Here is a 23,956-nt window from a genome sequence, read left to right as displayed (position 1 = left end):
GGCATCCATTGAGAAACGCTGTCGTCGACGTGATGTCGCGCATCGGCAGGTCCACTGCCTTAGCGGGAATCGCCACATATCCCTTTGAGCTCTTCTAGATAACCGGGAGTAACTCACCTTGTGATGGGTACACAGCGCATATTGATCACCAGCTTTATTCGAGGTCAACCGGACGTAGGTGCATGATCGCACCTGTACCTCAAAAACTCCTGCTGATCGACCCTCGGTCTGCAAGATTGGGCTATCGATACGCATGCACGCGACGGGTAGTACGTGATGAAAAGGGGGTGAACCGCCCCTGAGTCTTTTGGTCAATCAACCGATATAGGTCGAGGCAACGCCTCATCGCGTGACCGCCGACGAAAAGAACGGTACGTGACAAAAAAAAGGGCGATCAACCTCTGAATCCTTCGATGATCCAACCGATAAAGATCGAAGCGACGCTCGCAAGCATACGTCGTGTGGGTGGGCGCGGCTGAATAGGCAGCATTAACCAACTGGTAGCTTTCTTGTAAAGCACAGATTATTTGAAAGGGACTGAAATAATGAGCAATTACACGCCTGAGCAAGCGCACAGCGTTACGAGCAACTTCCTTGGGTTTATCTCGCTTTTGGCTTACCTTGTTCTAGAAGGAAAAAATCGAAAAATCTTCGACGACGCCTTGGCGGCTGCAGAAGTTTGCTTGAAACTCCCGCCGTCAAAATCGACATGCAACGAACTGGGTCACTACTTGGGAATCATGGAAGATTGCATGCACGACGCGCCGTTGCTTTACACGAAACCCGAAGATCAAGTACTAGTAGTTCTGGATTCGTTCTCTATTCCTGGCATCGCGCTGGCTGTTGCGAGTGGACATTGGCGGCCCGCCGGTAAAACTTCGGTACATTAAAAATATGTGGAGAATGTAACCGAAGCGGCGCGAGCCTTTTTGTCGCTTCGGTAGTGCTATATCTCTGCATCGCGTGCAGGCGTAGTGCCGCTCAACTTGAGCGTTTTTCTTTGCGCCAACTCCGATGAGAGTTAACGTTTCGTACGGACCGACCGAAGACGGCTGTCCGTAAAGGTCTGCGCATGGCGCGCAGGGTTGCATCCAAAGTTCCAGGTTGAAACCCCTGCTTCTTCAACTGTGAAAAAAGGTCACGGAATTCAGCGGCAGAATGAATCAGGACGCTCGCGAGAGGTCGGGTTCCACATCGAACTCGAAAAGCACTTGCGAGATCGAGGTTCCAATGACCGCCCTCGTCTAGATCGTGTCCGGTTGCGGACTATATCCGATTGCAGTCGCACCGTGCTTCCCTACGGATAGAGAGACACATGCATCCCGGGTTCATAACCACCGATGTCAGGCATTCGCTTGTTAACCTCGGCAATAAACTCTTCTGGCGAAATCACGAGTTTGGACGTGGTTGCGGTCTCATGGATGTTTTGCGAGGAATGCTGCATAGGCGCAATCATTAGGCCTTGCTGCTTGACGCTATCTAAGGTCGATAAAAAAATCATCGCCGCCTACATCCAGCCTGTATTGGCGCCCAACAAACGCGAAGCCCGCCCCGAGTTCGAGAAGAAATCGCGTAATGTGCTGTGTAAGCGCCTGCTCGATGTCGCGTTCCTGCACGTTTTCAGTCAGGTCGAGAAAATCGAATATGTAGGGGTCTTTCAGCGCCTCCCGCGCGAGGTCTGACTGCGGCGACGGTAACGTCTCTCTGAAATTGGGCACGGCGCGGCCGGCCCGCGCATGTGCGGCCGTTTCGATCTGCATAGTCAGCACCTGCCGCGACCAGCCGTGCTCCAAGGTCTTGCCGGCGTACCAGTTTCGTTGCTCTGGATCTTTGACCTTGTCCAATAAGGTGCAGAGATGGAACCAAGGCAATTGTGCAGCAGGCTGCTGCACAAATTCCACGTCGGGCCAAGCTTGCGCCAGGGAGCGCATGTATTTGAGGTTGCGGGGGGAAAAACCACGCATGTCTGGAAACGCCTCCTTCAGGTCCCGGGCAAGCTGGTCAACTACGCCAGCCCCCCAACCTTGCTGCTGTTGGCGATCCAGAATTTCCCGGCCGATCTGCCAGTACAGGGTTACGAGTTCGCGGTTCGCGTTCGAGACGGCGCGAAGTCGCGCCCTTTCCACCCTTTGTTTCAGCTCGACGAGCCAGTGCCGGTAGTCTTCGCCCCAAGGGCTGCTCGGGAGTGATTTGTCATGCAGTGTCTGCGGTCGCTATTCAACAGCATTCATTATCCGGACGCCATCGACCCGCAGCAATCCCAAGCTCAGAAAGCGAAAAATCATTGTCCGTAGCAGGCCACAACCAGATTCGACACGCAGTCACACCGCCTATTAAAATAGGGGCAGATTATTCTATGGAGCTTAAATTATGTCAAATTGGGGCGCGATCGCGATATCGCTGGACCGCTAATGCGCAATATTTTGCGCCTTCCGACCAGTCGGCTTATACTCCAAGGCGGAGGGACGCGATCATGGACATCCGCACACTTGGCAAGACGATCAGCGAACGGCGCCGGTCACTGGGCCTGACACAAGAGCGCCTAGCAAAAATGGCCGGCCTGTCCCGTCGCACCATCCAGGCGCTTGAAGCCGGCACGCTGCAAGATCTGGGCTTTGACCGGGTTATGCGGACTCTGGGCGTCCTTGGACTGTCGTTTTCTCCAAGCGCGGAGGCGCGCAAACGTAAGCGTGGCCTATGGATGGCAGCGAAAAACGCCAGCGTCAGCTATCGCGGAGAGTTGTCCGCGGACATGCTGGAGCAGGCGCTCGCGACGGCTGAGGTGCCATCGGGCTTCGAGGCGCACGTTGGCCACTTCCTCGACGAGTCACCACTCGACTACGTGGTCATGGCGGTGGAGGAAGCGGCCCAACTGGAGCACCGCGCGCCCTCCGAGATATGGGCGAATGTCGCACGCCTCGCGCAGCGACACTCAATTAACCGGAAGGATCTGTGGGCATGACCCAGCCGAAAGAGCTTCCTGCGGGCCCTTGGGAGACTTTGCTCCTGAAGGCACTGACACTTGTCGACGAGATTTCGAAGCACGGCGGCGTATCCGATCCGTTTTTTACGTTTGGGGGCGGCACGGTCCTGATGCTTCGGCACGGCCATCGCATCAGCAAAGACATTGATTTCTTTGTGCCCGATCCTCAGGCGCTCGGATACGTAACGCCCCGCCTCAGCGATGTCGCCGATACCTTATGCGACTCGCAATATACAGAGGCGTCCAACTTTGTGAAATTGCATCTGGATGAGGGCGAGATCGACTTCGTTGCCTCCCCCAACCTGTTGCCTGATGAGCATGCCTTTGAAACGTGGGAGCTTTGCCAGCGTTCCGTTCGCGTGGAGACCGCTGCGGAGATTGTCGCGAAGAAGATGTGTCACAGGGGAAACCAGGGAACCGCCCGCGACCTGTTCGACCTGTCGATGGTCGTGGAGCGCGAACCCAACGCGCTGCAACACGTGCGACCGTTCATGTACCGGCATCTGGACGCACTTGCTGAAGCTCTCGACGCACCGCCCCTCGCGATGAAAGAGCGCTTCGCCTCAATCGAAATGTTGAACTACACTCCAACGTTCGATCAGGCAGTAAGCGTCGTCCGCCCATTTTTTGCGGAACTACGCGCGATTCAACAGAGGTCCGGCAGTGAAGCCGAGGCGTTCGTGTTGGCCCATAACCTTACCTGGCAGGAAATCGATACGACTCAGGGTGAATACGGCGGCCCGATTATCCATCTCACCGAGCGGCACGCGGTACAGGATATCGGACACAATCGGGCGCTCGTGCACGACGTTGAGCGATTGGATCGCGATGTTCAAACGGGTGACGGATTGCTCCGGATACGCTATCGGAATGGTCGAGCGGCCGTCACGCCTGCTCAGAAAGCCGTCAAGACCAAGCACATGTGAGCGACTGTCCCAAACCAATATCGCCAAATCGATCGATCCATTTGCATAGAAATCCTATTAATCTAATGTTAGCTTGGTTTATATCAAATCGTATAGCTTTACTAACTATGTGGCGGATAAGATGTCGTCCTCGCCGACGTTCGCCCTATTCCCAGTGAATCTTGCATAGGTGCACCAAAGCGATGGTTTGCCAGACGTATGACTACCGAATCCCTCTCGGCACAGCCCGAACCGGTGCTGCCTGACGGTGGCGTACGGAATTTTCCTGTCCGAACCTGTGCAGACTGCGAATGCACCAAACCGACCCAATACTGCGAGTCGTACTGTCACGCTGTGATTGACGGTTACCGACGCTCGGATGTCCGTTTCTTAACCGAGTCATCTGCTCACCGAGCATTTCCGGGCGACGATCCGCCAAAGTTGCCGACTGGCGGAAGCTCACAAGATCCCAGTTCGAACTGCGTCAGCCGCTGACGCTTGCGTCGCGCGAAAATCCTCGATATCGCCTCACAAAATCGCGAGCTTTTCCAGTACACCGTTCAAGGCATGAGCACGCACTTCTTTTTCCCAGGCTGAAGCAGGATTCTCGTCGCGATAGTACCGCTGCAGTATTTCACCTGGTCCAGCTTCGAAATATCGAACAGGAAACCGCGCGCCGTCTTTGTGACCGTCACGACATCATCGACCAACATCTGGTATGTAGTCGTAGTACCGGAGACGATGGGTGTACCCTTGACCAGGCTGGAATCTATGGTGCAATTCGTCGCGAGACCCTGGGTGGGAACGCTAGACAGATACGAAAAGCTGACGATGACACCATTGGACTGCTTCACCTCAAGATCGTGAGACACCTCTTTCTGGTCAACAGAGCATTCGAGACTGTTCGGGTCTTTGACTGCCGCTTGCGCATTGCCAGCAAGCACAATTGCCACACAAAGCACAGTTCCGGTTCTCTGCACAATCATGTTCCTTTTACATCATTGGCGGTATCTGCGATGCTCTTCGCCACCGCTAGCTTTTGAAGGGTCACAGGTGAGTCCAGTCCCCAGCGGAGAGACCAGCCATGAAGTAGAAGCATCAGTGCACCTCTCCCTCCATGAGAAACGTCGGATGCCACCAATGCTTGGGTATTTTGATTCATGAACGGAGAGAGCTTGCTTGCCGGGATTGTCGCCAATCTAGCCCTCAACGTCCAATGTCCCATTATGGCCGACTCGTGCCCGATGCGATTGACTATGGTTACCTATGTTTACCAGTCCAGTTTCCTACCACCAGTCGTACATAGGAGGCCAACGATCGCCTACAGCTATGGCAATGGGCCGGTGGATGGCATCGGGGGTGGGGAAATCATCGCCGTTGATGGCGGACGACAGATCGGGTTGAGTACGACACGCTGCGTGGCTAAGAATGGCTCGGATGCGACCAGCGTCGAGACTCGTCGTGGGCACGACGAATCACCAATCGATGTCGTGTGGGCGCGAGCCGGCCGCCCTTACCCGAGTTGCTCGGCCAGTCCGACGATGATGCCCTCAGGCCCACGAATATAGGCCAGCCGGTACGATTTCTCGTACTGCATCCGGCCAATTAGTTCTGCGCCATGGGCCTGCATCCGCGCTACGACAGAATCGATATCATCGACGGCAAACATGATGCGACGAAGACCCAAAGCGTTCACTGGCGCATCCACGGTCCCAAACCTGACTGCATCTGGCCGGTGAAATTTATTCAGTTCAATTCCCTGCCCATCGGGAGTCCGCAGCATTGCGAGGGTGGTTCGGACGTCTCCAAGCCCGATGAGGCTCCCGACAGAAGGCCCTTCAATCGTGGTTTGGCCCTCGAACTCGAGGCCCAACTCGATAAAGAAAGCCTTCACCGCTTCAAGATCGTCGACAACGATCAGGACGTTGTCCATTCGCTTGACTGTCATGTCCTTTGGTTCCCTTTTGCAACGCTGCCTCCCATTTGTAGGAATGGGCGTCCAGATCGATCCCGGGCGGATGGTTTCCCGAAGCAAACAGCCTACCTGAGAGTTGCCCTGGGCGACTAGCTGCTTTTGGCCGTGGCCAGTGCCCGTGATGGACTCGAGTCGGCCCACCAGGGACAATTGAGACTGCCCAAATCGAGCGTTCGCGCCATCGCCAGACTGCGTGTAGCCGGCGAGCCTGTCCCTGGCCGCAAGCCGCGTCGGCACGTTATACAAGCCCTTGAGCGGTCATCGCTAACAATAGTCGTTCAGCGCCGATACCAAAACCGGCTCCCTCCTGATATGCGCCACCACCCGCCACTTGCTGTTGTGCCCCGAGTTCGGTACAGCGCATTTCGAAGCCCCGACCGTTCAGATAGTAGCTGAGGCCTCTGCAGGCCGAATTGTCGAGTTCATAGCGAAGGCCGAATGAATCGAAAAAGCCGGTCGCTATCTCCTGGCTACGTTTGGCGGCCGATCCAGGATTGGAGCACAGATACTCAAATCCCAGTTGGCAGAATTCACGGTAACGACCAGCTTGCGGTCGTTCATAGCGGTAGCATCGCGCGACATAAAACAACATCCGCTCCCGTTGTCGCCCCAGCAGCTCGCCGCATCGCTCCTGAAACAGTGCCGTTGCCTCTGGAATCAGGCAACAAGCGCGCCCCTTCTTATCTGGAAAAGCCCACATCTGGCCTATGATCTCGCTGCCGCCGGCTTTTTGAATGAATGTATCTTGCGACCACAATGCAGGGACAATGGCCTCCTCTGCTCCAACGTTAATGAAGATAGCTCCGGAATCGGGTTTCCAGAGCGCGAATTTGCGCAGCTTCCTTGCCAACGATGAAGCGTGTTCCGCGAATCATGGTCATCAGAGTTCTCCTCGAGGTAGAAAATAAAAAAGGCGCCTCAGGCGCCTTGGTCGTTTGCACAGGAAGGGGAACTGCAATCCCGGGTGTCCTGTTATGGACGTAACGAGCCACGGCGCATCAAGAGGCGACCGTGATGATGACAAGATTGGTTCGGGACGTTACGGAGTTCCATACCAGCTATATTGGCACATTAAATTTGATTTGTGAATGGATGGCTCAGGATCGTCGTCGATCTATGCTCTGTTGCAGGCTGACCGATTCTCGACCTCGGGCACCTTTAACGCGACTATGCGACTTGGCACAAAGCGATCGAGTGCGCGCCCGCGTGACACATACGTCATGACGACCACGCCGAGTTTTGCAAAACGATGCGGTAGCCGTCGTGATCCTCGAAGGTTCTACCTGACACGTCCCAGTACGGATTGAACGAGGTCACGCGGATAAATCCACTTTCGGCGAGGCGGTCGCAACTGGACTGCCACTCGATCTCATCCGGGGCGTAAAACACCAGCAAGTCCTCGCGTGTTGGTGTCGGCGCTACTGGATGATCGCGGCATTGGGTGAACTCGAAGTGATAGCCCGTGCCGGGGCGCCCAAGCATCAACCCGTCGAACCCCTGATGATTCTGGAATTTTGCCAGGACAACGAGTTCGAGCCCTGCGCAATACATGCTTTCTGATTGCGCGAGGTCGCTAACAGGTCTGGCGATTCTAAGATGTGCTTGCATCGGGCCTTCGATCTCCAGGAATATTCCGAACTTAATTGTCGCCAATTTTCGTTGCTTTGCCGAGTGACCGGTTGTGGCCGAACCCGGCAGTTCGAAGCTCGCGGTTGGGAGAGCAGCGCCTAGCTGCCCCCCCAACTTCCGTAGCCGAGTCGTTGCAGCCGCTCACCCCGTCGGATATCCACGGCTGATCTCAAGGCGAAATGGTAGCCTGGCGTACGTCGTTTTTGCGCGGCGAACGGCGCCTCGTGGAGCGGTAATCTCAAGTGCCGGCATAACACTGACCGCGGCAGTAAATTGTTCGCGTTGTCAGACAGCAACAATAGTCCACGCTTCGACGCGACCAGTTCCACAAGACTGTCGACACTATGCCCGGCTTTCGGGTCAAGTCCGTTCTCCTGCAGATAGCACGTGACGATATCCTTAAGCACACTTGCCTTCTTTGATACCAGTTTCGCTACAATCTCCGAAGCTCGAACCAAGGGCCTGGAATCCACGACAAGAGATCGACGACGCTGACGAGTGCTCTTTTCCTCACACATACAGACGATGGACATCAAGCACCTGCAACTGTTTTCCGACATCGTCGAGGCGGGCAGCCTCAGCAAGGTCTGTGCATCGCGGGGCATCGCCCAGTCTGCCCTCAGCAAGCTCATCGCGACGCTCGAAAGCGAATTCGGCGCCAAGCTCTTCTATCGCACTGGCCGCGGTGTGATGCTGACGGAATTCGGACAATCCATCATGCCGCGAGTGAAATCGCTGCTAGGCGAATTCGAACTTCTGAGAAGCGAGATCAGGGATCGCGCAGATGTGCCCAGCGGGCCAGTCAGGCTGGCGCTGCAAGCGTCCATCACGCAGCACATCGTTGGCCCGCTGTTCCGGCAGGTGCGGGCCGACTTTCCGAAGATCGAACTGCGCTTGATGGAAGGTTTTGCCGGCAATATCGAAGACGCGCTCGCGAACGGCCGCACGGATGTGGGTGTCTTCTCGCGCTATGGCGACCGTCTCCACAAGACGGACGAACCGCTCGCTACCGACGAGCTCTACCTGATTGCTCCTGCAGGGGACCCCAACATCGCCAAGCCAAGCTGCCCATTCGCACATGCCGCGGCTCTGCCGCTCGTGCTGCCCGGCGCGCCCGACGGGTTTCACATGATGTTGCTGGACGAGGCGAAGAAGGTGGGCGTATCCCTGAACACCCAGATCGAGGTCGATTCGCTCACGGCCATGCGCGAGGTCGTCGCCAATGGCGCCGCGTACACGATCCTCACCCGGCAAGCCGTGGAAGTCGATGTTCGACTCGGGCGGGTCGGGGTCAGCCGCATCGTTGACCCCGTACTGACACGAACACTGGTGCTGGCCACCAGCACCCAGCGGCCGCTAACGCACGCGAGCCGCACAGTCATCAACCTGATCCGGAAGTTGACGCAGAACAGCGCCCCCGCCGAACCGCAGGTTGCGACGACGGAGACTCCTCCCACGAGCACGCGCCGTCGTAACACGCGGTCATGAGGTGCAGGTCTCTGCGCTCGCGCGCCTATGCAAGAGGTCGAGCGCAACATCGACGATCATGTCCTCCTGACCACCCACCATGCGACGTTTGCCAAGTTCCACCAGGATGTCGACGGATTTGATTCCGTACTTCGCCGCGGCCGCCTCGGCATGCCGGAGAAAACTGGAATAGACGCCGGCGTAGCCCAGTGCCAGCGTTTCGCGGTCGACGCGCACGGGCCGGTCTTGCAGCGGCCGGACAATGTCATCGGCGGCATCCATCAGTGCGAACAGATCGCAGCCGTGGTCCCAGCCCAGGCGATCGGCGGCGGCAATGAATACTTCCAGCGGCGCGTTGCCCGCGCCCGCACCCATTCCGGCCAGGCTCGCATCGACCCGGTCGCACCCTTCCTCCACTGCCACGATCGAGTTCGCGACGCCGAGCGACAGGTTGTGATGCGCATGAATGCCCACTTCTGTGTTGGCGTCGAGCACGTCCTTTAACGCGCGAACCCGATGACGGACATCTTCCATGCCGAGCGCGCCGCCGGAATCGACCACGTAGACACAGGTCGCCCCATAGCGCTCCATCAGTCTGGCCTGCTCGGCCAGCTTCGCCGGCGCAGTCATGTGACTCATCATCAGGAAGCCTACCGTGTCCATGCCGAGAGCACGCGCGGTCTCGATATGCTGCTCCGCGACATCCGCCTCCGTGCAATGCGTCGCCACCCGGACTACACGTGCGCCCGCGGCGTAAGCTTCCTTCAGGTCGTGGACGGTGCCGATGCCCGGCAGCAGAAGTGTGGCGATCTTCGCCTGCTTCACGACGCCAGCAACGGCCTCGATCCATTCGAGGTCAGTGTGCGCGCCAAAACCGTAGTTGAAGCTCGACCCCTGCAAACCGTCGCCATGCGCGACTTCGATTGAGTGGACGCCAGCCTCGTCCAGCGCCCTGGCGATCGTCCTGACCTGCTCCACGCTGTACTGATGACGGATGGCGTGACTGCCATCGCGCAGTGTGACGTCGGACACGTAAATCTTCTTGCTCATGTTCTGCTCCTTCAAATGGCAGTCACAGATCGTTCGACCAGGCTCACGGCAATCCGGCTGGCAATCTGCTCGGCTGTCGACAACGCTGCGCTGGTCATGATGTCCAGGTTACCGGCATAAGCCGGCAGGTAATGCGCGGCCCCTTCGACTTCCAGCAGCACTGTGGTCTTGAGTCCGTCCATCCGGCCGAGGCCCGGCACGTTCAGGTTATGCACGCGGTCGAACTGGACATCCTGTTTGAGCCGGTAGCCTGGCACGTAGCGCTGCACGGCCGCCGCCATCTCCTCGATGGACGCTGCCACCCGCGCCTCATCCGTCTGTTCGCTCAGGCAATAGACCGTGTCGCGCATCATCAGCGGCGGTTCGGCCGGGTTGAGAACGATGATCGCCTTGCCGCACCGGGCGCCGCCTACCGTCTGGATCGCCCGGGAGGTAGTCTCAGTGAATTCGTCGATGTTCGCTCGGGTACCCGGTCCCGCCGATCGGCTGGAGATACTGGCAACGATCTCCGCGTAATGGACGTTCGCCACTCGTGACACGGCGGCCACGATGGGAATGGTGGCCTGTCCGCCGCAAGTAACCATGTTGACGTTCGGCGCATCAAGGCAACTGTCTCCATTGACGACAGGCACGCAATAAGGTCCGATCGCTGCCGGTGTAAGGTCCACCATCCGTATGCCGGGCTTGCGTTCGCGCAAAAAACGGTCTTTGGCGATGTGGGCGGCGGCGCTGGTGGCGTCGAAGACGAGTTCGAGGTCAGCGAACGCAGGCAGGCGAGCCAGTCCCTCCACACCTTCATGCGTAGTCGCCACGCCGAGTCGAGCCGCGCGCGCCAGCCCTTCCGATTGCGGATCGATGCCGACCATTGCCGCCAGCTCCACGTTGCGTCCATGTCGCAGGATCTTGATCATCAGGTCCGTGCCGATGTTGCCGCTGCCGATAATGGCAGCCTTGACCTTTCTGGTTGACATGCAGTGCTCTCCCGTTCAGTTGGCGGAAAAGGCCGTCCGGACGACGCCCAGGCCCGCGATGGTAGTTTCGATGAGGTCGCCCGGCTCGACGGTGACCATGGGCCCAAGCGCGCCCGTCATGATGACGTCGCCCGCCTGCAGCGGCCGGCCGACTTCCGCCATCTTGCGAGCCAGCCAAAGCGCGGCATTCAGCGGATGGCCAAGGCAGGCAGCGCCCACGCCTAGCGAGACGACTTTGCCCTTGCGTTCCATCAGCATTCCGCACATGCGCAGGTCCACCTCCGACAACTTGCGTGGCTGGGTGCCGAGCGCATACAGACCGGACGACGCGTTGTCGGCGACCGTATCCAGCAAGCGGATGTCCCAGTCCCTGATCCGGCTGCCGACAATTTCAACCGCGGGCAGAACGTAAGCCGTGGCCGAGATCAGTTGCGACAGCGTTACCTCTTCGCCGTCGAGATCGCGCTCCAGCACCACGGCGACTTCGGCCTCGACCTTCGGCTGCAACACGCGGCCCGGCGCCACTTCTTCGTCGGGGGCGAGCTCCATGTCGGCGAAGAGCATGCCGAAGTCGGGTGCGTCGACGCCGAGTTGCTGCTGCACGGACTTCGAGGTCAGGCCGATCTTGCGGCCCGTCAGACGGCGTCCGCTTTCGAGTGCGTGGCGCGTGTTGATATCCTGGACCGCGTAAGCGCCCACGATACCCATCCCGGCGAGTTCGTCCCGCACCGGCAGGATTGTCTGGCGCTGCCGCGCGGCGTCGCGAAGCGACGTCGCCAACCGGAGCAGCACGGTGCTATCCATCGTCATGAGCAGCTCCTCAAAGCGGCGGGTTCAGGTTGTCGGCGCATGCGAAGACAAGCTTCCATGGTTTCATCACGATCTCGCGGAACAACGACGCCTGCGCGAACGGGTCGTCGGCGGCGAGCCTGGCTGCTTCGCTCTCGTTGGCGACCTCGTAGACGAACAGCCCGCCGCTGCCATCGGCGAACGGACCGGCGACGACCAACCGTCCCTGTTGCAACAGATCCTGCAGGTACGAGCGATGCGCGGGCCTGAACTGGGCGAGCCGCTCAGGCTCGTTGGCGTATTCAATGAAGGCTGCAAATTTCATGTCAGTAACTCAGTGAGAAAGGAATCCGGTGGAAATCCAGGGCACGGCGGCGACCACCAGCGTCCCGACGATCAGGGAAACCAGATAGCGCCAGATGTGGCGCGCGCCGTCGCCCGGCTTCGTTCGGCTGATCGCGCAAGCGGCGTAGTAGCCGACTCCGAACGGCGGCGCGAACAGACCGATGCCCATGGCGAGAACCACAACCATCGAGTAATGCACCTCGTGAATACCGAGCTGCCGCGCAATCGGGAACAACAGCGGACCGAACAGGACAATGGCTGGAATCCCCTCCAGCACGCTGCCGAGCAGGACGAATGCCACGATGGAAACCGCGATAAACGCAGCAGCGCCGCCCGGCAGCTTCGCCATCGCGGCGGCAAGGTCGCTCGCAAAGCCTGACTGCGTGAGCGACCAGGCCATGCCGGTAGCAGTCCCGATGATCAACAGGAACGCGCCGGACAGCGCCGCCGTATCGACGAGCGCCGGCCAGATGCGCCGGACGTCGAACTTCCGGTACACAAACAGCCCAACGACGATCGCGTAGACGATGCCGAGGGTCGACACCTCCGTCGCCGTCGCCACGCCCTCCACCACTGCCGCGCGAATGACGAACGGAAGCGCCAGAGCTGGGAATGCCACCAGCAGGCTCTTGCCGACCGCTCGCCAGCCTGCGCGCGGACTGCATGCGGCGCCCGCCTTGCGCGAGCGCCACCACACCACCCCTGCGAGCATCAAAGCCAGCACGACGCCCGGCAGCAGACCGGCAGTGAACAGGTCGGCAATCGAGATGCTGGTGACGGAACCGATGGTGATCAACACGAGGCTCGGCGGCACGGTCTCGGTCTGTGCACCCGGGGCCGCGAGGAGCGCAAGCATCTCGCCGTCGTCCGCGCCACGCTTCTTCATCTCCGGGAACAGCGCCGGCGCGACGGCTGCCATGTCCGCCGCCTTCGCGCCTGAAATGCCCGACACGAGATACATCGCGCCGATCAGCACGTAGGACAGGCCGCCCCGCACATGCCCCAGCAAATTGGCCAGGAACTGCACCATGGCTCGCGCCATCGAGGTCATCTCGATCAGCATGCCGAGGAAGACGAACAGCGGCACCGCCAGCAGGATCAGATGCGACATCCCTTCATCCATCCGGCCGACCACGACGATGGTCGGCGTCGACGTGGTGAGCGACAGATAGCCGATCGTTGCCAGTCCGAACGAAAACGCGATAGGCACGCCGGAAAACACCAGCATTCCCACCATGCCCACGAAGAACAACAGCAGGTTCGCATTGCCCAACGCCTGCAAGATCGGCTGCAGCTGGACCAGCCCGGCGATCACAGCGCCGCACACGACGAGTGCCGCGAGCACCGTGCGCGGTCTGGCCGTCGTTAGCAGCCGCACCACGCTCATCAGCAGGATCAGCACGATCCCGACGGGCAGCGCCGAGGCACGCCACGCGTTGGAGATGTCCAGCCCCGGCATGGTGACCAACGTCTCTTCGCTGGCGAATTCGTACGCAGGCGCCGCAACCAGTGCCAGCCACATCAACGCGGCGTCGGTCGCCACGAGTTCGAACACGCTGCGCCATTCCGGCCCCGCCTTGTCGACCAGCGCCGTCATGCGCATATGGCTGCCGCGCCGGAACGCAACCGCCGAGCCGAGCATGATCAGCCAGATGAACAGCAGCGACGCCAGTTCGTCGACCCACACCAACGGTGTGTGCAGCACGTACCGGCTCACGACACCGCTGAACAGCACGCCGACCTCGGCGACCACGAGCAAGGCGGACGGCACCTCCGTCGCGACGCCCAGCACCTTGTCCGCGACTCGCAGCGCGCGAGCCGGCGAGCCGCCTCCAGCTTCATCCGCGTCGCACTCGATGCCGTGCGGGTCCGCTTCGACGATATGGTTGGACATGATGCCCCCTCACTTTTGCGGCAATCCAAGCACGTTGGCCTGAATCTCAGGATCGGTGAAGCGCTCGAGACGCTCCGGGTACACGGTGACGGTTATCTCGCATGAGCCTGTCCCGACCGTCAGGCCGAGCAGATGCCCGCCCGCCGCCTCGAAGTTGCCGCCCGTCACTGTGCCATGCGCATGGATGGACGGCTTGCCTTCCTTCCACGCGATGGAGCCGGTCATGTTCGCCATCTCGACGTTGTGGTACGTCTTCGGATCGAACTGCTTGCGGCTGAAGTCGTAGAACCCGAAGGTCGCCTCCGACATGAAGCCAATGCCGACGAAACTCCCGGCGGGAATGTTCTGGTCGCGCGCCAGTTGCTCCAGGCTCTGCAGCACGTTGTCGCCATGCCGGAGCACCATCAGGTAGCCGGTGGGGGTTTTCATGAACTTCCCCTTGAGTTCGGGCGTCTGCGCGCCGCCGCTCGTCGCCATGCAGGAAAGGGTGAGGCCAAGTGTCAGGACAGAAATCGCGCGCTTCACAAAATTCATGATGTCTCCTGGAATTCGAGTGCGAGCGCCACCGTGGCAGTGGCGAATTGCCACCGGCCATCGGTACGCCGGATGGGAAATCGGGGAGGACTCCGCGAGCCTGCCTGCGTACTTCTCCAGCAAGGCCCAACTCGCGGCTGGGAACTTCTGCTGCCAGCCCGTGTAGAAGCCGACCTTGCTCAGATAATTGCGGAAGGACTGGATATCGGGCTGGTTGAACGCCATCCCGCGCCCTTTCAGTTCGTCTCGCAGGCGCGTGTTCAGCGCTTCCACTGCCTGGCGCTGCTTCACGGCATAGGCATCGAACGTCGTGACGGCGAGTTGCCGCAGATCCTCGGGCAGCACGTTCCATGTGCGCAGGTTGGCCACGAGCCAGAACCCGTCCCACACATGCGATGTGAGCGAGCAGTACTTCTGGACCTCGTACAGTTTCTGCGTTTGCAGGATGGTCAGCGGGTTCTCCTGCCCATCGACGACTTTCGTCTGCAGCGCAGTGTATGTCTCCGCCATGTTGATGCCTGCGGGCGCCGCGCCGAAGGCCTTGAACATCGTGGTAAGCGCGGGACTGAGCGGCACCCGGATCTTGAAGCCGCTGAGGTCTTGCGGCGTGGCGATCTGCCGGCTGCTGCTGGTGACCTGGCGGAAGCCGTGGTCCCAGATTTTTGGCATCGGCATCAGGTTGACCTTCGCGAATTCGCTACGGATATGCGCGCCCAGTTCACCGTCCATGGCGCTCCACACCTGGTCATAGCCTGCAAACGCGAAGCCAATCCCGCTGATGGAGGCCGCCGGCACCAACGTGCCCCAGATAAGGCCCGCCGTGCTGACGAAGTCGATAGCGCCGGCGCGAACCTGCGAGATCATGTCCGTGTCGTTGCCCAACTGGCTGCTGGGGAACACACGTATGTTCAGCCGTCCATTCGATGCGCGGGCAATCTCGGCCGCTGCGGCGGTGAGGTTGACGGTGGTCGGATGGGTAGCATCGAGTGCGATGCCGAGTTTGTAGTTATAGACCTGCCCGGCTGCGCGCGCCGGCATACCGGGCATCAGGCCGGACGCGACGGAGGCCGCTGCCATGGCACAACCGTGCTTGAGCGCCAGACGGCGCCCGCTGTTGAATCCGCTCATCACTTGTCTCCTTCGACCAGAATCGGCGCTTCAGCGCCTGACTCCGGTCCCATGCAACGTCGTTGCTGGTCTGTTTTATAGTGTCTGGCGATACGATGACGATGGCCTATGCGGCCCGCGCCGGCCGGGCTTCCCGGCCGCTGAGATACTTCGAGAAACTGCGCGCGCCGTCCCAGTCCTGGATCAACGTCAGCCGGCGCTTCAGGAACAGCCCGTCCGCCACGCGTTCCGCGAACGCCTCGAAGGTATCGGTCGGATCGTCGATCTCGAAGACGAAGTAGACCTTGGCTTCCTCGTTGGACAGCCACGGTCCTGCGAGAAGCTTCAGGTCACCCGGCAAGTTGTGCGGACGCACGCCCTGGCGCAGGTTTCCAAGGAAGTTCACGACGCCCTGCATGGTCTTCGGGGACATGTCGCGCAACCAGACTTCATTGAAAAATTTCGGCATGTTTTTTCTCCTGTAAGTTCAGAGCGACACGCGTTCCGTGTACGCCTTCATCTGGTCCCAGCCCGACAGCAGCGTGAGCTTGCGGCGTGCGAACAGCCCGCTGACCACGCGCTCGGCGTAGGCGTCGAACATGGTGGAAGGGTCGTCGATTTCGAAGATGAACATCACCTTCGCTTCCTCCGCGGAAAGCCACGGGCCAGCAATCATTCGTAAATCAGGCGGCAGATTGCCGGGCTTGGTGCCGACGCTCAGGTTGCCGAAGAAGATAATCGCCTCTTCGATCACGTCGGGTTTGATATCGCCAAGCCAGACTTCGTTGAGAAACAGGGGCATTGATGTCTCCAGGTCTATGTTCGGGCCGCTCAGGGTGCGGCGCGATGACCCAAGGATATGAAATGGTCGCCCCGCGTCATATCCTCAAAGTGAGATATCAGACTTTCCGTTGGCAGCTATGGGTAATGTGCGATCAGGAGTACTGGGACGCACTAACCGGAACCTCGTATCAATAGCGGCCGAAATGCAGTTTTCGGCTTTGGCTTATCTCGGAGCGGACCGGCCCTTCGGATGATGGCTTCACGAAACGAGCAAATGACCAGAACGGGCCGCATATTGCCTGCCGTCTCTGTGCACAGACAATGCTGCTCGATCTCTACGAGACCGAACGGGCGGCGTCCCCCCAAACGCGATGGCCCGACGGGTGCGCTCAGAGAACCTCAAACGGCATGCAGGCTCGTGGGCACCGTATAGTGTCGATCACGATACTCAAGAAGAAAGTTACACGTGAGTGGTCCGCGGCTCCTGCAGAAGGAGCTCACTTGGTTCCGATGTCGAGATAGGTTTCTTTAGGCGTCTCTTCGTATGCTTCCTGATGAATAGACGCATCGTTCTGGCCACCATTGACCGTTTGTGACCGATCCCAATATCTCGAAGGCCGCCGAGGGCCTAGCGGCCGAGGCGCTCCCGAACTTCCGTTGCGCCCCGTAGCGGCCTTTCGGAATGGCCGATACAGGTCACTCGCCACGCGCCTAGGTGCTTGGCCGAGTGCGCTTGCCTGTTACGCAGCACTCGCTTGAACCGTTTATGTTCTCCAATTGTCGCCGAATCAAAAACGTGTATCGAACTTCTCTGCCTGACCGAACTCTATCGCATGCGAGTAGCATGGACTACGCGAATTTCGCGGTCAGCATCGACCACACGGAGCCTTGAGCAGCGCTTCGACTTCATCCTAAGAGGCAGCGCAAACGTCTGGTGAAGCTGCTTTGACGGTCAGTCACCCGCGCGCCATTCCATTTTCTGGACTTCGACGTTTGGATGACTGGCCAACGTTTCCCACTCCGGCAAGAACACGAAGCCGTGCCGACGATAAAGACTCGCTGCTGGAGCATTGTCTGGTGAAAAGTTCAAGACAGCCCTACGGTGCTCTCTCTCAATCGCCCGTGTCTTGACCGAGTCAACCAGGCACCTCGCAACTCCTCTGCCCGGAACATGGGATTAACCCACATCGCGATCAGGTTGTATTCCTGCGTTGGGCTAACAGCGTCGCCGATGAGACCGACCGCTTGCCCTTGATGGATGGCGAGCAGAAATGCAGGTTGTGTCTTATTTGACGCACGTTCGCGCCATTCCTGTTCGGTATAGGCAGCCGCAGTCGCGTAACTCACGCCAAACGCCTTTGGGCTGTCTAGCAGCGCGGCAAGACGAACTGTCTTCAGGGTTTCCCAGTCTTCGTCCGTCGTTGCACGCACCGCCGAAATACTCAAGTCCGTTGTCATGTCGGTCCCTAGAGTAAGAAAATAAAAAAGACGCCATTGGCGCCTTGATCACTATCAGCATCATTCGGGACCTGAAGGTACCAAATCAATTACGTAAACGAAGCAAATCATGGCGCACGAGGCTCCGACCGCAACGCTGGTGAAAGTGGACGAGGAAGTTGAACGATTGCATGACTTCAATATTGGCAAAAACCCCAGATTTTGTCAGCAATTCACGGCGTTATTTCGACCGTCGCGAACTGGCCGCGCCAGATACCTACCAGACCAGAATCGGTCTTCGCAAACCTAGCGCGTCGTCGCGTAGAGCGGCTCTTGACACAAGCTGGCGATACGCCCCTGCTGCTGGAAACCCATTGCCATATATATGTTTCCGGCATGGTATGCCTCATCTGCAACGATGATAAGCCGGTTTGAACGCCCAGCGATCTGCCTGATAACTTCGCTTACCAAGGTCTTGCAAATACCTGTGTTTCGATGCTGGGGCGCCGTAATAACTGACTGAAAACGCGCGATGCCCCCAAGGAAGAATAAGCCAAGACTTCCTACCTGTTCATCTTCGATATAAGCGCCCCACCAGTTTCCCAGATCGCGGTTGATCAGACTCGTGTAAGCCTTCCGTTGATATTCGATGTATCGCTGTGAACTATCGGTTGGATCTGACATATCGGAGAGGTGCATTCGTGACCATGCATCCCAATCTTCCGCTGTGTCAAACGGGCGCACTTTGATCAATGAGTTTTTTTCGATGGGACGTATGTCGTCAGGATGAGCAGCTAACACTCGACAGACAGCCGGGATGTAGCCTTGCTTGACGAATGCATCCAGATTCACAGTGCTTTCGGCGCTTTCTGACCACGCAAATGTCCGATGTGCGATCAGGGGCGGCTCTCCGACGAGTTGCGCGAAATCGTACTCCAGCCGCTTGAGATCCCGGGTCGAGGGTCGCCAGGGTAAAACTAGCATGTTTCCGAAAAAGTACTCGGGCGCGTCCGGTGTACGGACGGCGATATTCTCGCCCTGCGACTCGACCAGGCTGCCGGTTTCCGCGAGCAGCAATAGATCAGTCGCAAGGCCGACGCTAACAGGTAAATGACACATTCTTGGTAGGGTAGCGGCAGTTGGACCTTGTTCTTACGTCCCTAGGCGTTTAGATGAATTCTCGGGGCGGGTTATCGCGTGCTCGAATTCCGATGCCATGACTGCGATTGTCAATGATCGATACAGTTATGTCGACCATCCAAAACTAGCCCTGCTATACGCCTTCGAATGTCGTGCCGATCGCTTGTCTCAGCAGAGCAAGGGAGGCGGCAGGCTTAAACGCGGCCTCGAATATGCAGAAATGCTGTTCGATGGTTTCGCTTAATGTTCGCAAACTCTGTTTGGGACCCAAGTACCACTTTCCACGAACGACAAAGCAGTCTTCAAGCAAAACGCAAAGAAGCCAGTGACGACGGCAGTTCCCCTCTGCGTCCGCTTTGGCTGTTCGCTCGGGCATCTTTTCTGCTCAAATTTTTCGCACACGCAACTCTGACTGGCATTGCCTCCGGTCCTGCGTCGACAAGCGCCTGCACCCGAGAAAGCACATTGTCGCCGAAGCTGTCCTTCTAGATCGTTGACGTGATATGCGTAGTTGCCTGCTGGTGTCTCGTGAGCCGTCGCATAGCTATGGACGTAGTCGCGCGAAAATGTGTACTGTCGCCCTAGAGTCAGCGAGCCGATTCCTTTCATGTCCAAACCAACCCACCCCTGGCGTCCGAAGAGTGCACCGCCTTGCGATATCGATCCGTCTCCAGAACTGAAGCCGCCTTCAATCGTGAAGATCGCGCTGATCCCGCTGCCGAGGTCGTCCTTCCCTCGAAGACCCCGACGGCTCCCCTCCGCCAACGGTACCTCGACGACGGCCGGGCGACTGTTGAAGTAAGCCGTTAAGCAGGCTGGGGGGTCTTTGCAAAGGCAACGTGACGCGTTGCTGTCCAATCCACGGGACCTCTCGTCTCGTTGTGCAAGTTCGTGAAATTTCTGGTTCAACAGCGCACATCGCGATCGCTGTCTCGCCTCGACTTCGCTGGTGCGTCGCCTATGCTTAATGCATGCCCTTTGTGGGCAATTCGAACTGGAAAAAGCGTGAAGCGATGTCTCGCATGTAGCGGGCTAGCAGGTATGCCCTCGACCCTTCCGCCGCACACAGGCCTGCAACTCGCCGGTACAGGCGTTTTCGGTACCCCCAAGAACCCGATCCGACGTTACATCCAGTATCGGTGCACGATTTGCGGCTGCTGGATGCACCAAAACACGCTCGCCGGGGCGCCGCCGGGCGTATGGTCGGTTTGCGATTCGAACATACCCTCCATTGAATTGAATCAACGCAGCAGCACATCGGCCGACAGCCGATCTACGCCTACAGGCGTAAGACCAGAGCCGGCCCACTGACGATCCACGAGTCTGCGCGCGAGATTCACTGTGCCAGACCGCAGCTCTTAGGCTTTTTGCGTGCTGCGTGCTTCCAGAATTGCCTTCAAGCGTGAGAGGCCCGCGAGATAGAGACTACGATAGTTTGCGGTGATCGTCTCTGCTTCGCCCGGAATGTTCGGTTCAAAGCGGCTCGCCCATGTCACTGTCGTGCTACGTGCGTCAAGCCGCCGCACCGACATCGACGCAATGTAGTCTGTCACCGGGTCGGGGCTTTCGATGATCGTGTAACGATACTCCATGTTTGCATCGCTATGATCAAGCAGCCTTTCGACGACGATCGAGCCGTTCGCCGCCGCCAGACGGCGAACCCGGCTGTCGTCCGACAGCCGCGATGAGCGGATGAGTTCGAGCCACACAGGCAACCCGTCGAAGTCGCCGACCAGCAACCACACTTCTTCGGCAGATGCTGCAATGTCGATGGATACGCTAACGCTCGCCATGTCCTTTCCTTTAAACATTGAACGCGCGGCGTCTGCGCGCTCTCGTTGTCGATTCGCACGACGGTCGCCCGTCAGCCGTTCGTGCCTGTGAGGGCCGGGTAATCGGTCAGCCCTTGAGCACCGCCGCCAAATAGCGTCTCGCGATGATGCGATGCAAGTTCAGCATTCGCGGCGAGGCGTTGCGGAAGATCGGGGTTCGCCACGAATGGTCGGCCGAACGCAACGAGATCGGCCCAGCCTGCAGCGATTGCCTCGCGCGCGCGCTCCGCCGTGTATTTGCCCGCGTAAATCAGCACGCCCGGAAACGCTTTCCGGATGCGTTGCTTGAATTCGACGGGCATATGCGGCGCGTCGTCCCAATCGGCTTCTGCGATATGGATGTACGCGACGCCGATCTGGCCTAGCATCGTCGCGGCGCCGATATAGGTCGTTTCGGGGTCGGCATCGACGCAGCCGTTCAGCGTCGTCAGCGGCGCGAGCCGGATGCCGACGCGTTGCGTGTCACCCGTGCCTTCGATCAGCGCATGGGTGACCTCGTTCAGAAAGCGCAGGCGATTTTCCAGCGAGCCGCCGTATTCGTCGGTACGGTTGTTCGCGCCGGAGTCGATGAACTGATTGACGAGATAACCATTGGCCGCATGCAGTTCGACGCCATCGAAGCCCGCGAGCATCGCATTGCGCGCCGCATCGCGATACTGCGCAACGACCTCGGCGATTTCAGCCTTGCTCAGCGCGCGCGGTGTAGAGGCCTGCACGAAGCCCGGCACATTGCTGCCGTCAGTACCGGCGATAAACACATTGACGCCCTGCGCCTGAATCGCCGATGACGACACCGGCTGTTCGCCGCCAAGCAGGCTCGTGTGACTCAATCTGCCGACATGCCAGAGCTGCGCAAAGATTCGGCCGCCTGCCTGATGGACAGCCGTCGTAACCTTGCGCCAGCCGTCGATCTGCGCCTGAGTGTGAATGCCAGGCGTCCATGCATAGCCCTTCGCGAGCGGTGAAATATACGTGCCTTCGCTGACGATCAGACCGGCACTCGCGCGCTGTGCGTAATAGGCGGCCATCAGATCGTTGGCTTCGTCGCCGGGCTGGCTCGCGCGCGAGCGTGTCATCGGCGGCATTACGATGCGGTTGGGCAGCGTGAGCGAGCCGAGCGTGAGTGATTCGAAAAGCGGGTCGTTCTTCATGATGCGATTCCTTGCGACACGCGCGGCAATCAGGCCGCGCACATCGAGCGTAAGAGCGTGGTGTGTGCTTAGTCCCAGACGGGTGCAAGGCCTTCGGGGCTGACTTCGCGGCCGTTGCGTTCGAGCGCGGCGATCTGCGCCATGTCGTCGGCGGTCAGTTTGAGCTGTTGCGCGAGCAGGTTGCTCGCAAGGTTCTCTCGCTTCGTCGACGACGGAATTACCGAATAACCGAGTTGCAGTGCCCAGGCGAGCGCGACTTGCACTGGCGTCGCGTCATGGCGTCTCGCGATCTCGCCGATAACGGGATCCTTCAGCACCTTGCCGTAAGCGAGCGTCATGTACGACGTGACGTGAATGCCTTGCTCTGCGAGGAACTCGACCAGCTTGCGGTTCTGCAGATACGGGCTCAGTTCGATCTGATTGGTCGCGATGTTGTCCTTGCCGACCGCAGCAATCGCCTGTTTCGTCAGTTCGATGTTGAAGTTCGAAACGCCGATCTGACGCGTGAGGCCCTGCGCCTTTGCATCGGCAAGCGCGCTCAGGAATCCTTCGAGCGGCACGCCATTGTTGGGTGCGGGCCAGTGGATCAGCGTCAGGTCGACGCGGTCGGTGCGCAGCTTCGTCAGGCTGTCTTTCAGGCTCGCAACGAGCTTGCTGCGCGAGTAGTTGTCGACCCAGATTTTTGTTGTCAGGAACAGTTCGTCGCGCGCAACGCCCGATGCGGCGATCGCTGCGCCGACTTCGGCTTCATTGCCGTAAATCTGCGCGGTGTCGATCGTGCGATAGCCGAGTTCGAGACCATTGCGTACTGAATCGATTACAACCTGACCTTGCAGACGGAACGTGCCGAGACCGAATGCAGGAATGTGACTCATGGTGATGCTCCCCAGAATGGATGAATTCGTATAGCGATGAACAAGGCTTATTCTGCTCCGCCCGATTCAATCGAAAAACCCTTAGAAACGGGAAAGAATCTTGATTTCTAATCAAGGATTGCCGACCGCTTCCAAAGCGAATGAAGACTGCACATTCTGTTCGGCCGCATGAAAACGCGGCAGCACTTCTTGCGCGATCTCATGCAGCGTTTCGTCGAGCGGCCGACGGTTGCGCCTGAAATGCAGCGCGATGTGATGCACGCCCGCTGCGTTCATCGCGGCAAGCTCGTCGATCAGCGCGAAGCGTCCGGCATGCGCGCCAAAGCGGTGACGTGTGAGCGGCTCGTGCGGATCGTCGGCGAGATCGAGATGGATAAAGCTGATGTACGGCTTGTTGCCCGCCACCGCGCGCCACGCGGCGGAGCGGCGCAGATGGTCACCGGGCGTGCCGGGATAGGCGAGACAGCCGTCCATCTGCGCGCCGAGCCATTCGGGCTGCTGCTGCGCGAGCCCCGCTACCAGCAGCGGCAAGCGGCGTTGCATATGCGGCAGCACTTCGATGCTGGGCGGCAAGTGCTCGCGCGCGCCCGTGCGCAGCATCGCGATCTGCTCGCGGAACTGCGCGCCGCGCGTTGCGAAGTCTCGCCCGAACAACGGATATTCAACCGGCCGGTCACCGCTTGCGACACCCAGCAGCAGACGATCGCCACTCAACTGCTGGATCGTTGCCGCCGATTTCAACGTGAGCAGCGGCTCACGCAACGGCAGCACGACGGCTGCTGTGCCGAGCAATACGTTGCGCGTGATGCCCGCGAGATACCCAAGGTACGAGAACGCTTCGAAGACCTGCGCGGCATCGCCGAATGCCGGATCGTAGAGCGGCACGTCACGTACCCACAGCGCACGGAAACCCAGTGTGTCGACGAGCCGCGCGAGTTCCGCGTGACGGCTCATGTCGGGGACACCGGGACGACGCGGTGCGTGTCCGTGATCACGTTGCGTAGCGGGCGACCAGTCGTTGTCGAGCGGCAGTTCGACGCCGATGCTGAAGCCGCCTTGCGTGAGTTTGTCGAGTGAGTCGATCATGAA

Annotated in this window: 23 protein-coding genes and 2 pseudogenes; 5 read left to right on the top strand and 20 right to left on the bottom strand. The window is 59.2% G+C overall.

Annotation, left to right across the window (positions count from 1 at the left end):
* Positions 1-545: 545 nt before the first annotated feature.
* Positions 546-890 carry a hypothetical protein gene (locus DK391_RS44135; protein ID WP_162600687.1) on the top strand — a complete coding sequence of 115 codons (345 nt, stop codon included), beginning with the start codon at positions 546-548 and terminating at the stop codon, positions 888-890.
* Between the two features lie 591 nt (positions 891-1,481).
* On the opposite strand, the pseudogene DK391_RS05460 reads toward DK391_RS44135, so the two are convergent.
* Positions 1,482-2,138 (bottom strand): annotated as a pseudogene (locus tag DK391_RS05460) (PDDEXK nuclease domain-containing protein); the annotation flags it as partial.
* A gap of 335 nt (positions 2,139-2,473) precedes the next feature.
* Here DK391_RS05460 and DK391_RS05455 point away from each other — a divergent pair.
* Positions 2,474-2,962, top strand: coding sequence for a helix-turn-helix domain-containing protein (locus DK391_RS05455; RefSeq protein ID WP_109476959.1), 489 nt, complete (start codon positions 2,474-2,476; stop codon positions 2,960-2,962).
* Positions 2,959-3,909, top strand: a complete 951-nt coding sequence (locus DK391_RS05450; RefSeq protein WP_109476958.1) for a nucleotidyl transferase AbiEii/AbiGii toxin family protein — start codon at positions 2,959-2,961, stop codon at positions 3,907-3,909. The genes DK391_RS05455 and DK391_RS05450 overlap by 4 nt, the downstream gene beginning before the upstream one ends.
* Positions 3,910-4,448: 539 nt before the next feature.
* On the opposite strand, the gene DK391_RS05445 is transcribed toward DK391_RS05450, so the two are convergent.
* From DK391_RS05445 to DK391_RS05430, 4 genes are all read right to left on the bottom strand, one after another.
* Entirely contained in the window at positions 4,449-4,841 is a 393-nt protein-coding gene (locus DK391_RS05445) for a hypothetical protein (protein WP_162600686.1), read from the bottom strand.
* A gap of 560 nt (positions 4,842-5,401) precedes the next feature.
* Positions 5,402-5,836, bottom strand: a complete 435-nt coding sequence (locus DK391_RS05440) for a VOC family protein (protein ID WP_109476991.1) — start codon at positions 5,834-5,836, stop codon at positions 5,402-5,404.
* 265 nt (positions 5,837-6,101) lie between these two features.
* The gene (locus tag DK391_RS05435; protein ID WP_162600685.1) at positions 6,102-6,713 is read right to left on the bottom strand and encodes an ATP phosphoribosyltransferase regulatory subunit; all 612 of its coding nucleotides are present in this window, start codon (positions 6,711-6,713) and stop codon (positions 6,102-6,104) included.
* 368 nt (positions 6,714-7,081) lie between these two features.
* Positions 7,082-7,471 (bottom strand): VOC family protein, encoded by a 390-nt coding sequence (locus DK391_RS05430; RefSeq protein ID WP_109476989.1) that lies wholly within the window; start codon positions 7,469-7,471, stop codon positions 7,082-7,084.
* Positions 7,472-8,017: 546 nt separating this feature from the next.
* Between DK391_RS05430 and DK391_RS05425 the strand changes: the two genes are divergently transcribed.
* Positions 8,018-8,980, top strand: coding sequence for a LysR family transcriptional regulator (locus DK391_RS05425; protein ID WP_239482713.1), 963 nt, complete (start codon positions 8,018-8,020; stop codon positions 8,978-8,980).
* On the opposite strand, the gene dmpG is transcribed toward DK391_RS05425, so the two are convergent.
* From dmpG to DK391_RS05375, 10 genes are all read right to left on the bottom strand, one after another.
* Positions 8,975-10,009, bottom strand: coding sequence for a 4-hydroxy-2-oxovalerate aldolase (gene dmpG / locus DK391_RS05420; protein WP_109476956.1), 1,035 nt, complete (start codon positions 10,007-10,009; stop codon positions 8,975-8,977). The genes DK391_RS05425 and dmpG overlap by 6 nt on opposite strands.
* A gap of 11 nt (positions 10,010-10,020) precedes the next feature.
* Positions 10,021-10,980: an acetaldehyde dehydrogenase (acetylating) gene (locus DK391_RS05415; RefSeq protein ID WP_109476955.1), complete on the bottom strand. Its 960-nt coding sequence runs from the start codon at positions 10,978-10,980 to the stop codon at positions 10,021-10,023.
* Between the two features lie 15 nt (positions 10,981-10,995).
* Positions 10,996-11,790: a 2-keto-4-pentenoate hydratase gene (mhpD, locus tag DK391_RS05410; protein ID WP_109476954.1), complete on the bottom strand. Its 795-nt coding sequence runs from the start codon at positions 11,788-11,790 to the stop codon at positions 10,996-10,998.
* Positions 11,791-11,800: 10 nt separating this feature from the next.
* The gene (locus tag DK391_RS05405; RefSeq protein ID WP_109476953.1) at positions 11,801-12,094 is read right to left on the bottom strand and encodes a YciI family protein; all 294 of its coding nucleotides are present in this window, start codon (positions 12,092-12,094) and stop codon (positions 11,801-11,803) included.
* Between the two features lie 9 nt (positions 12,095-12,103).
* Entirely contained in the window at positions 12,104-14,008 is a 1,905-nt protein-coding gene (locus DK391_RS05400; protein ID WP_109476952.1) for a TRAP transporter large permease subunit, read from the bottom strand.
* A gap of 9 nt (positions 14,009-14,017) precedes the next feature.
* Positions 14,018-15,670 carry a DctP family TRAP transporter solute-binding subunit gene (locus DK391_RS45215; RefSeq protein WP_109476951.1) on the bottom strand — a complete coding sequence of 551 codons (1,653 nt, stop codon included), beginning with the start codon at positions 15,668-15,670 and terminating at the stop codon, positions 14,018-14,020.
* Between the two features lie 106 nt (positions 15,671-15,776).
* Complete coding sequence (locus DK391_RS05390) at positions 15,777-16,118, bottom strand: hypothetical protein (protein ID WP_054922202.1); 342 nt, start codon at positions 16,116-16,118, stop codon at positions 15,777-15,779.
* 18 nt (positions 16,119-16,136) lie between these two features.
* Complete coding sequence (locus tag DK391_RS05385; RefSeq protein WP_109476950.1) at positions 16,137-16,451, bottom strand: hypothetical protein; 315 nt, start codon at positions 16,449-16,451, stop codon at positions 16,137-16,139.
* Positions 16,452-17,518: 1,067 nt separating this feature from the next.
* Positions 17,519-17,890: a hypothetical protein gene (locus DK391_RS05380; protein WP_204117291.1), complete on the bottom strand. Its 372-nt coding sequence runs from the start codon at positions 17,888-17,890 to the stop codon at positions 17,519-17,521.
* 285 nt (positions 17,891-18,175) lie between these two features.
* Complete coding sequence (locus DK391_RS05375) at positions 18,176-18,946, bottom strand: GNAT family N-acetyltransferase (RefSeq protein WP_239482712.1); 771 nt, start codon at positions 18,944-18,946, stop codon at positions 18,176-18,178.
* A gap of 139 nt (positions 18,947-19,085) precedes the next feature.
* Here DK391_RS05375 and DK391_RS44130 point away from each other — a divergent pair, with 139 nt between their 5' ends.
* A complete protein-coding gene (locus DK391_RS44130) occupies positions 19,086-19,253 on the top strand; it encodes a hypothetical protein (protein WP_162600684.1) in 168 nt (55 codons plus the stop codon).
* Between the two features lie 239 nt (positions 19,254-19,492).
* Here the strand turns inward: DK391_RS44130 and DK391_RS05370 are convergent.
* The 5 genes and pseudogenes from DK391_RS05370 to DK391_RS05350 form a co-directional block, all read right to left on the bottom strand.
* A pseudogene (locus tag DK391_RS05370) lies at positions 19,493-19,774 on the bottom strand (porin); the annotation flags it as partial.
* Positions 19,775-20,367: 593 nt separating this feature from the next.
* The gene (locus DK391_RS05365) at positions 20,368-20,802 is read right to left on the bottom strand and encodes an SRPBCC family protein (protein WP_109476948.1); all 435 of its coding nucleotides are present in this window, start codon (positions 20,800-20,802) and stop codon (positions 20,368-20,370) included.
* A gap of 71 nt (positions 20,803-20,873) precedes the next feature.
* Entirely contained in the window at positions 20,874-21,992 is a 1,119-nt protein-coding gene (locus DK391_RS05360; protein WP_109476947.1) for an alkene reductase, read from the bottom strand.
* Between the two features lie 68 nt (positions 21,993-22,060).
* Complete coding sequence (gene dkgB / locus DK391_RS05355) at positions 22,061-22,867, bottom strand: 2,5-didehydrogluconate reductase DkgB (protein ID WP_109476946.1); 807 nt, start codon at positions 22,865-22,867, stop codon at positions 22,061-22,063.
* A gap of 111 nt (positions 22,868-22,978) precedes the next feature.
* On the bottom strand, positions 22,979-23,953 hold the full coding sequence (locus DK391_RS05350; RefSeq protein ID WP_109476945.1) for a TIGR03571 family LLM class oxidoreductase: 975 nt from the start codon (positions 23,951-23,953) through the stop codon (positions 22,979-22,981).
* Between the last annotated feature and the right edge of the window lie 3 nt (positions 23,954-23,956).

The organism is Paraburkholderia sp. C35 (genome assembly GCF_003121405.1).
Taxonomy (GTDB): Bacteria; Pseudomonadota; Gammaproteobacteria; order Burkholderiales; family Burkholderiaceae; genus Paraburkholderia.
Note: the sequence above shows the minus strand (reverse complement) of the source record. Positions and strands in the feature narration are given on the sequence as shown.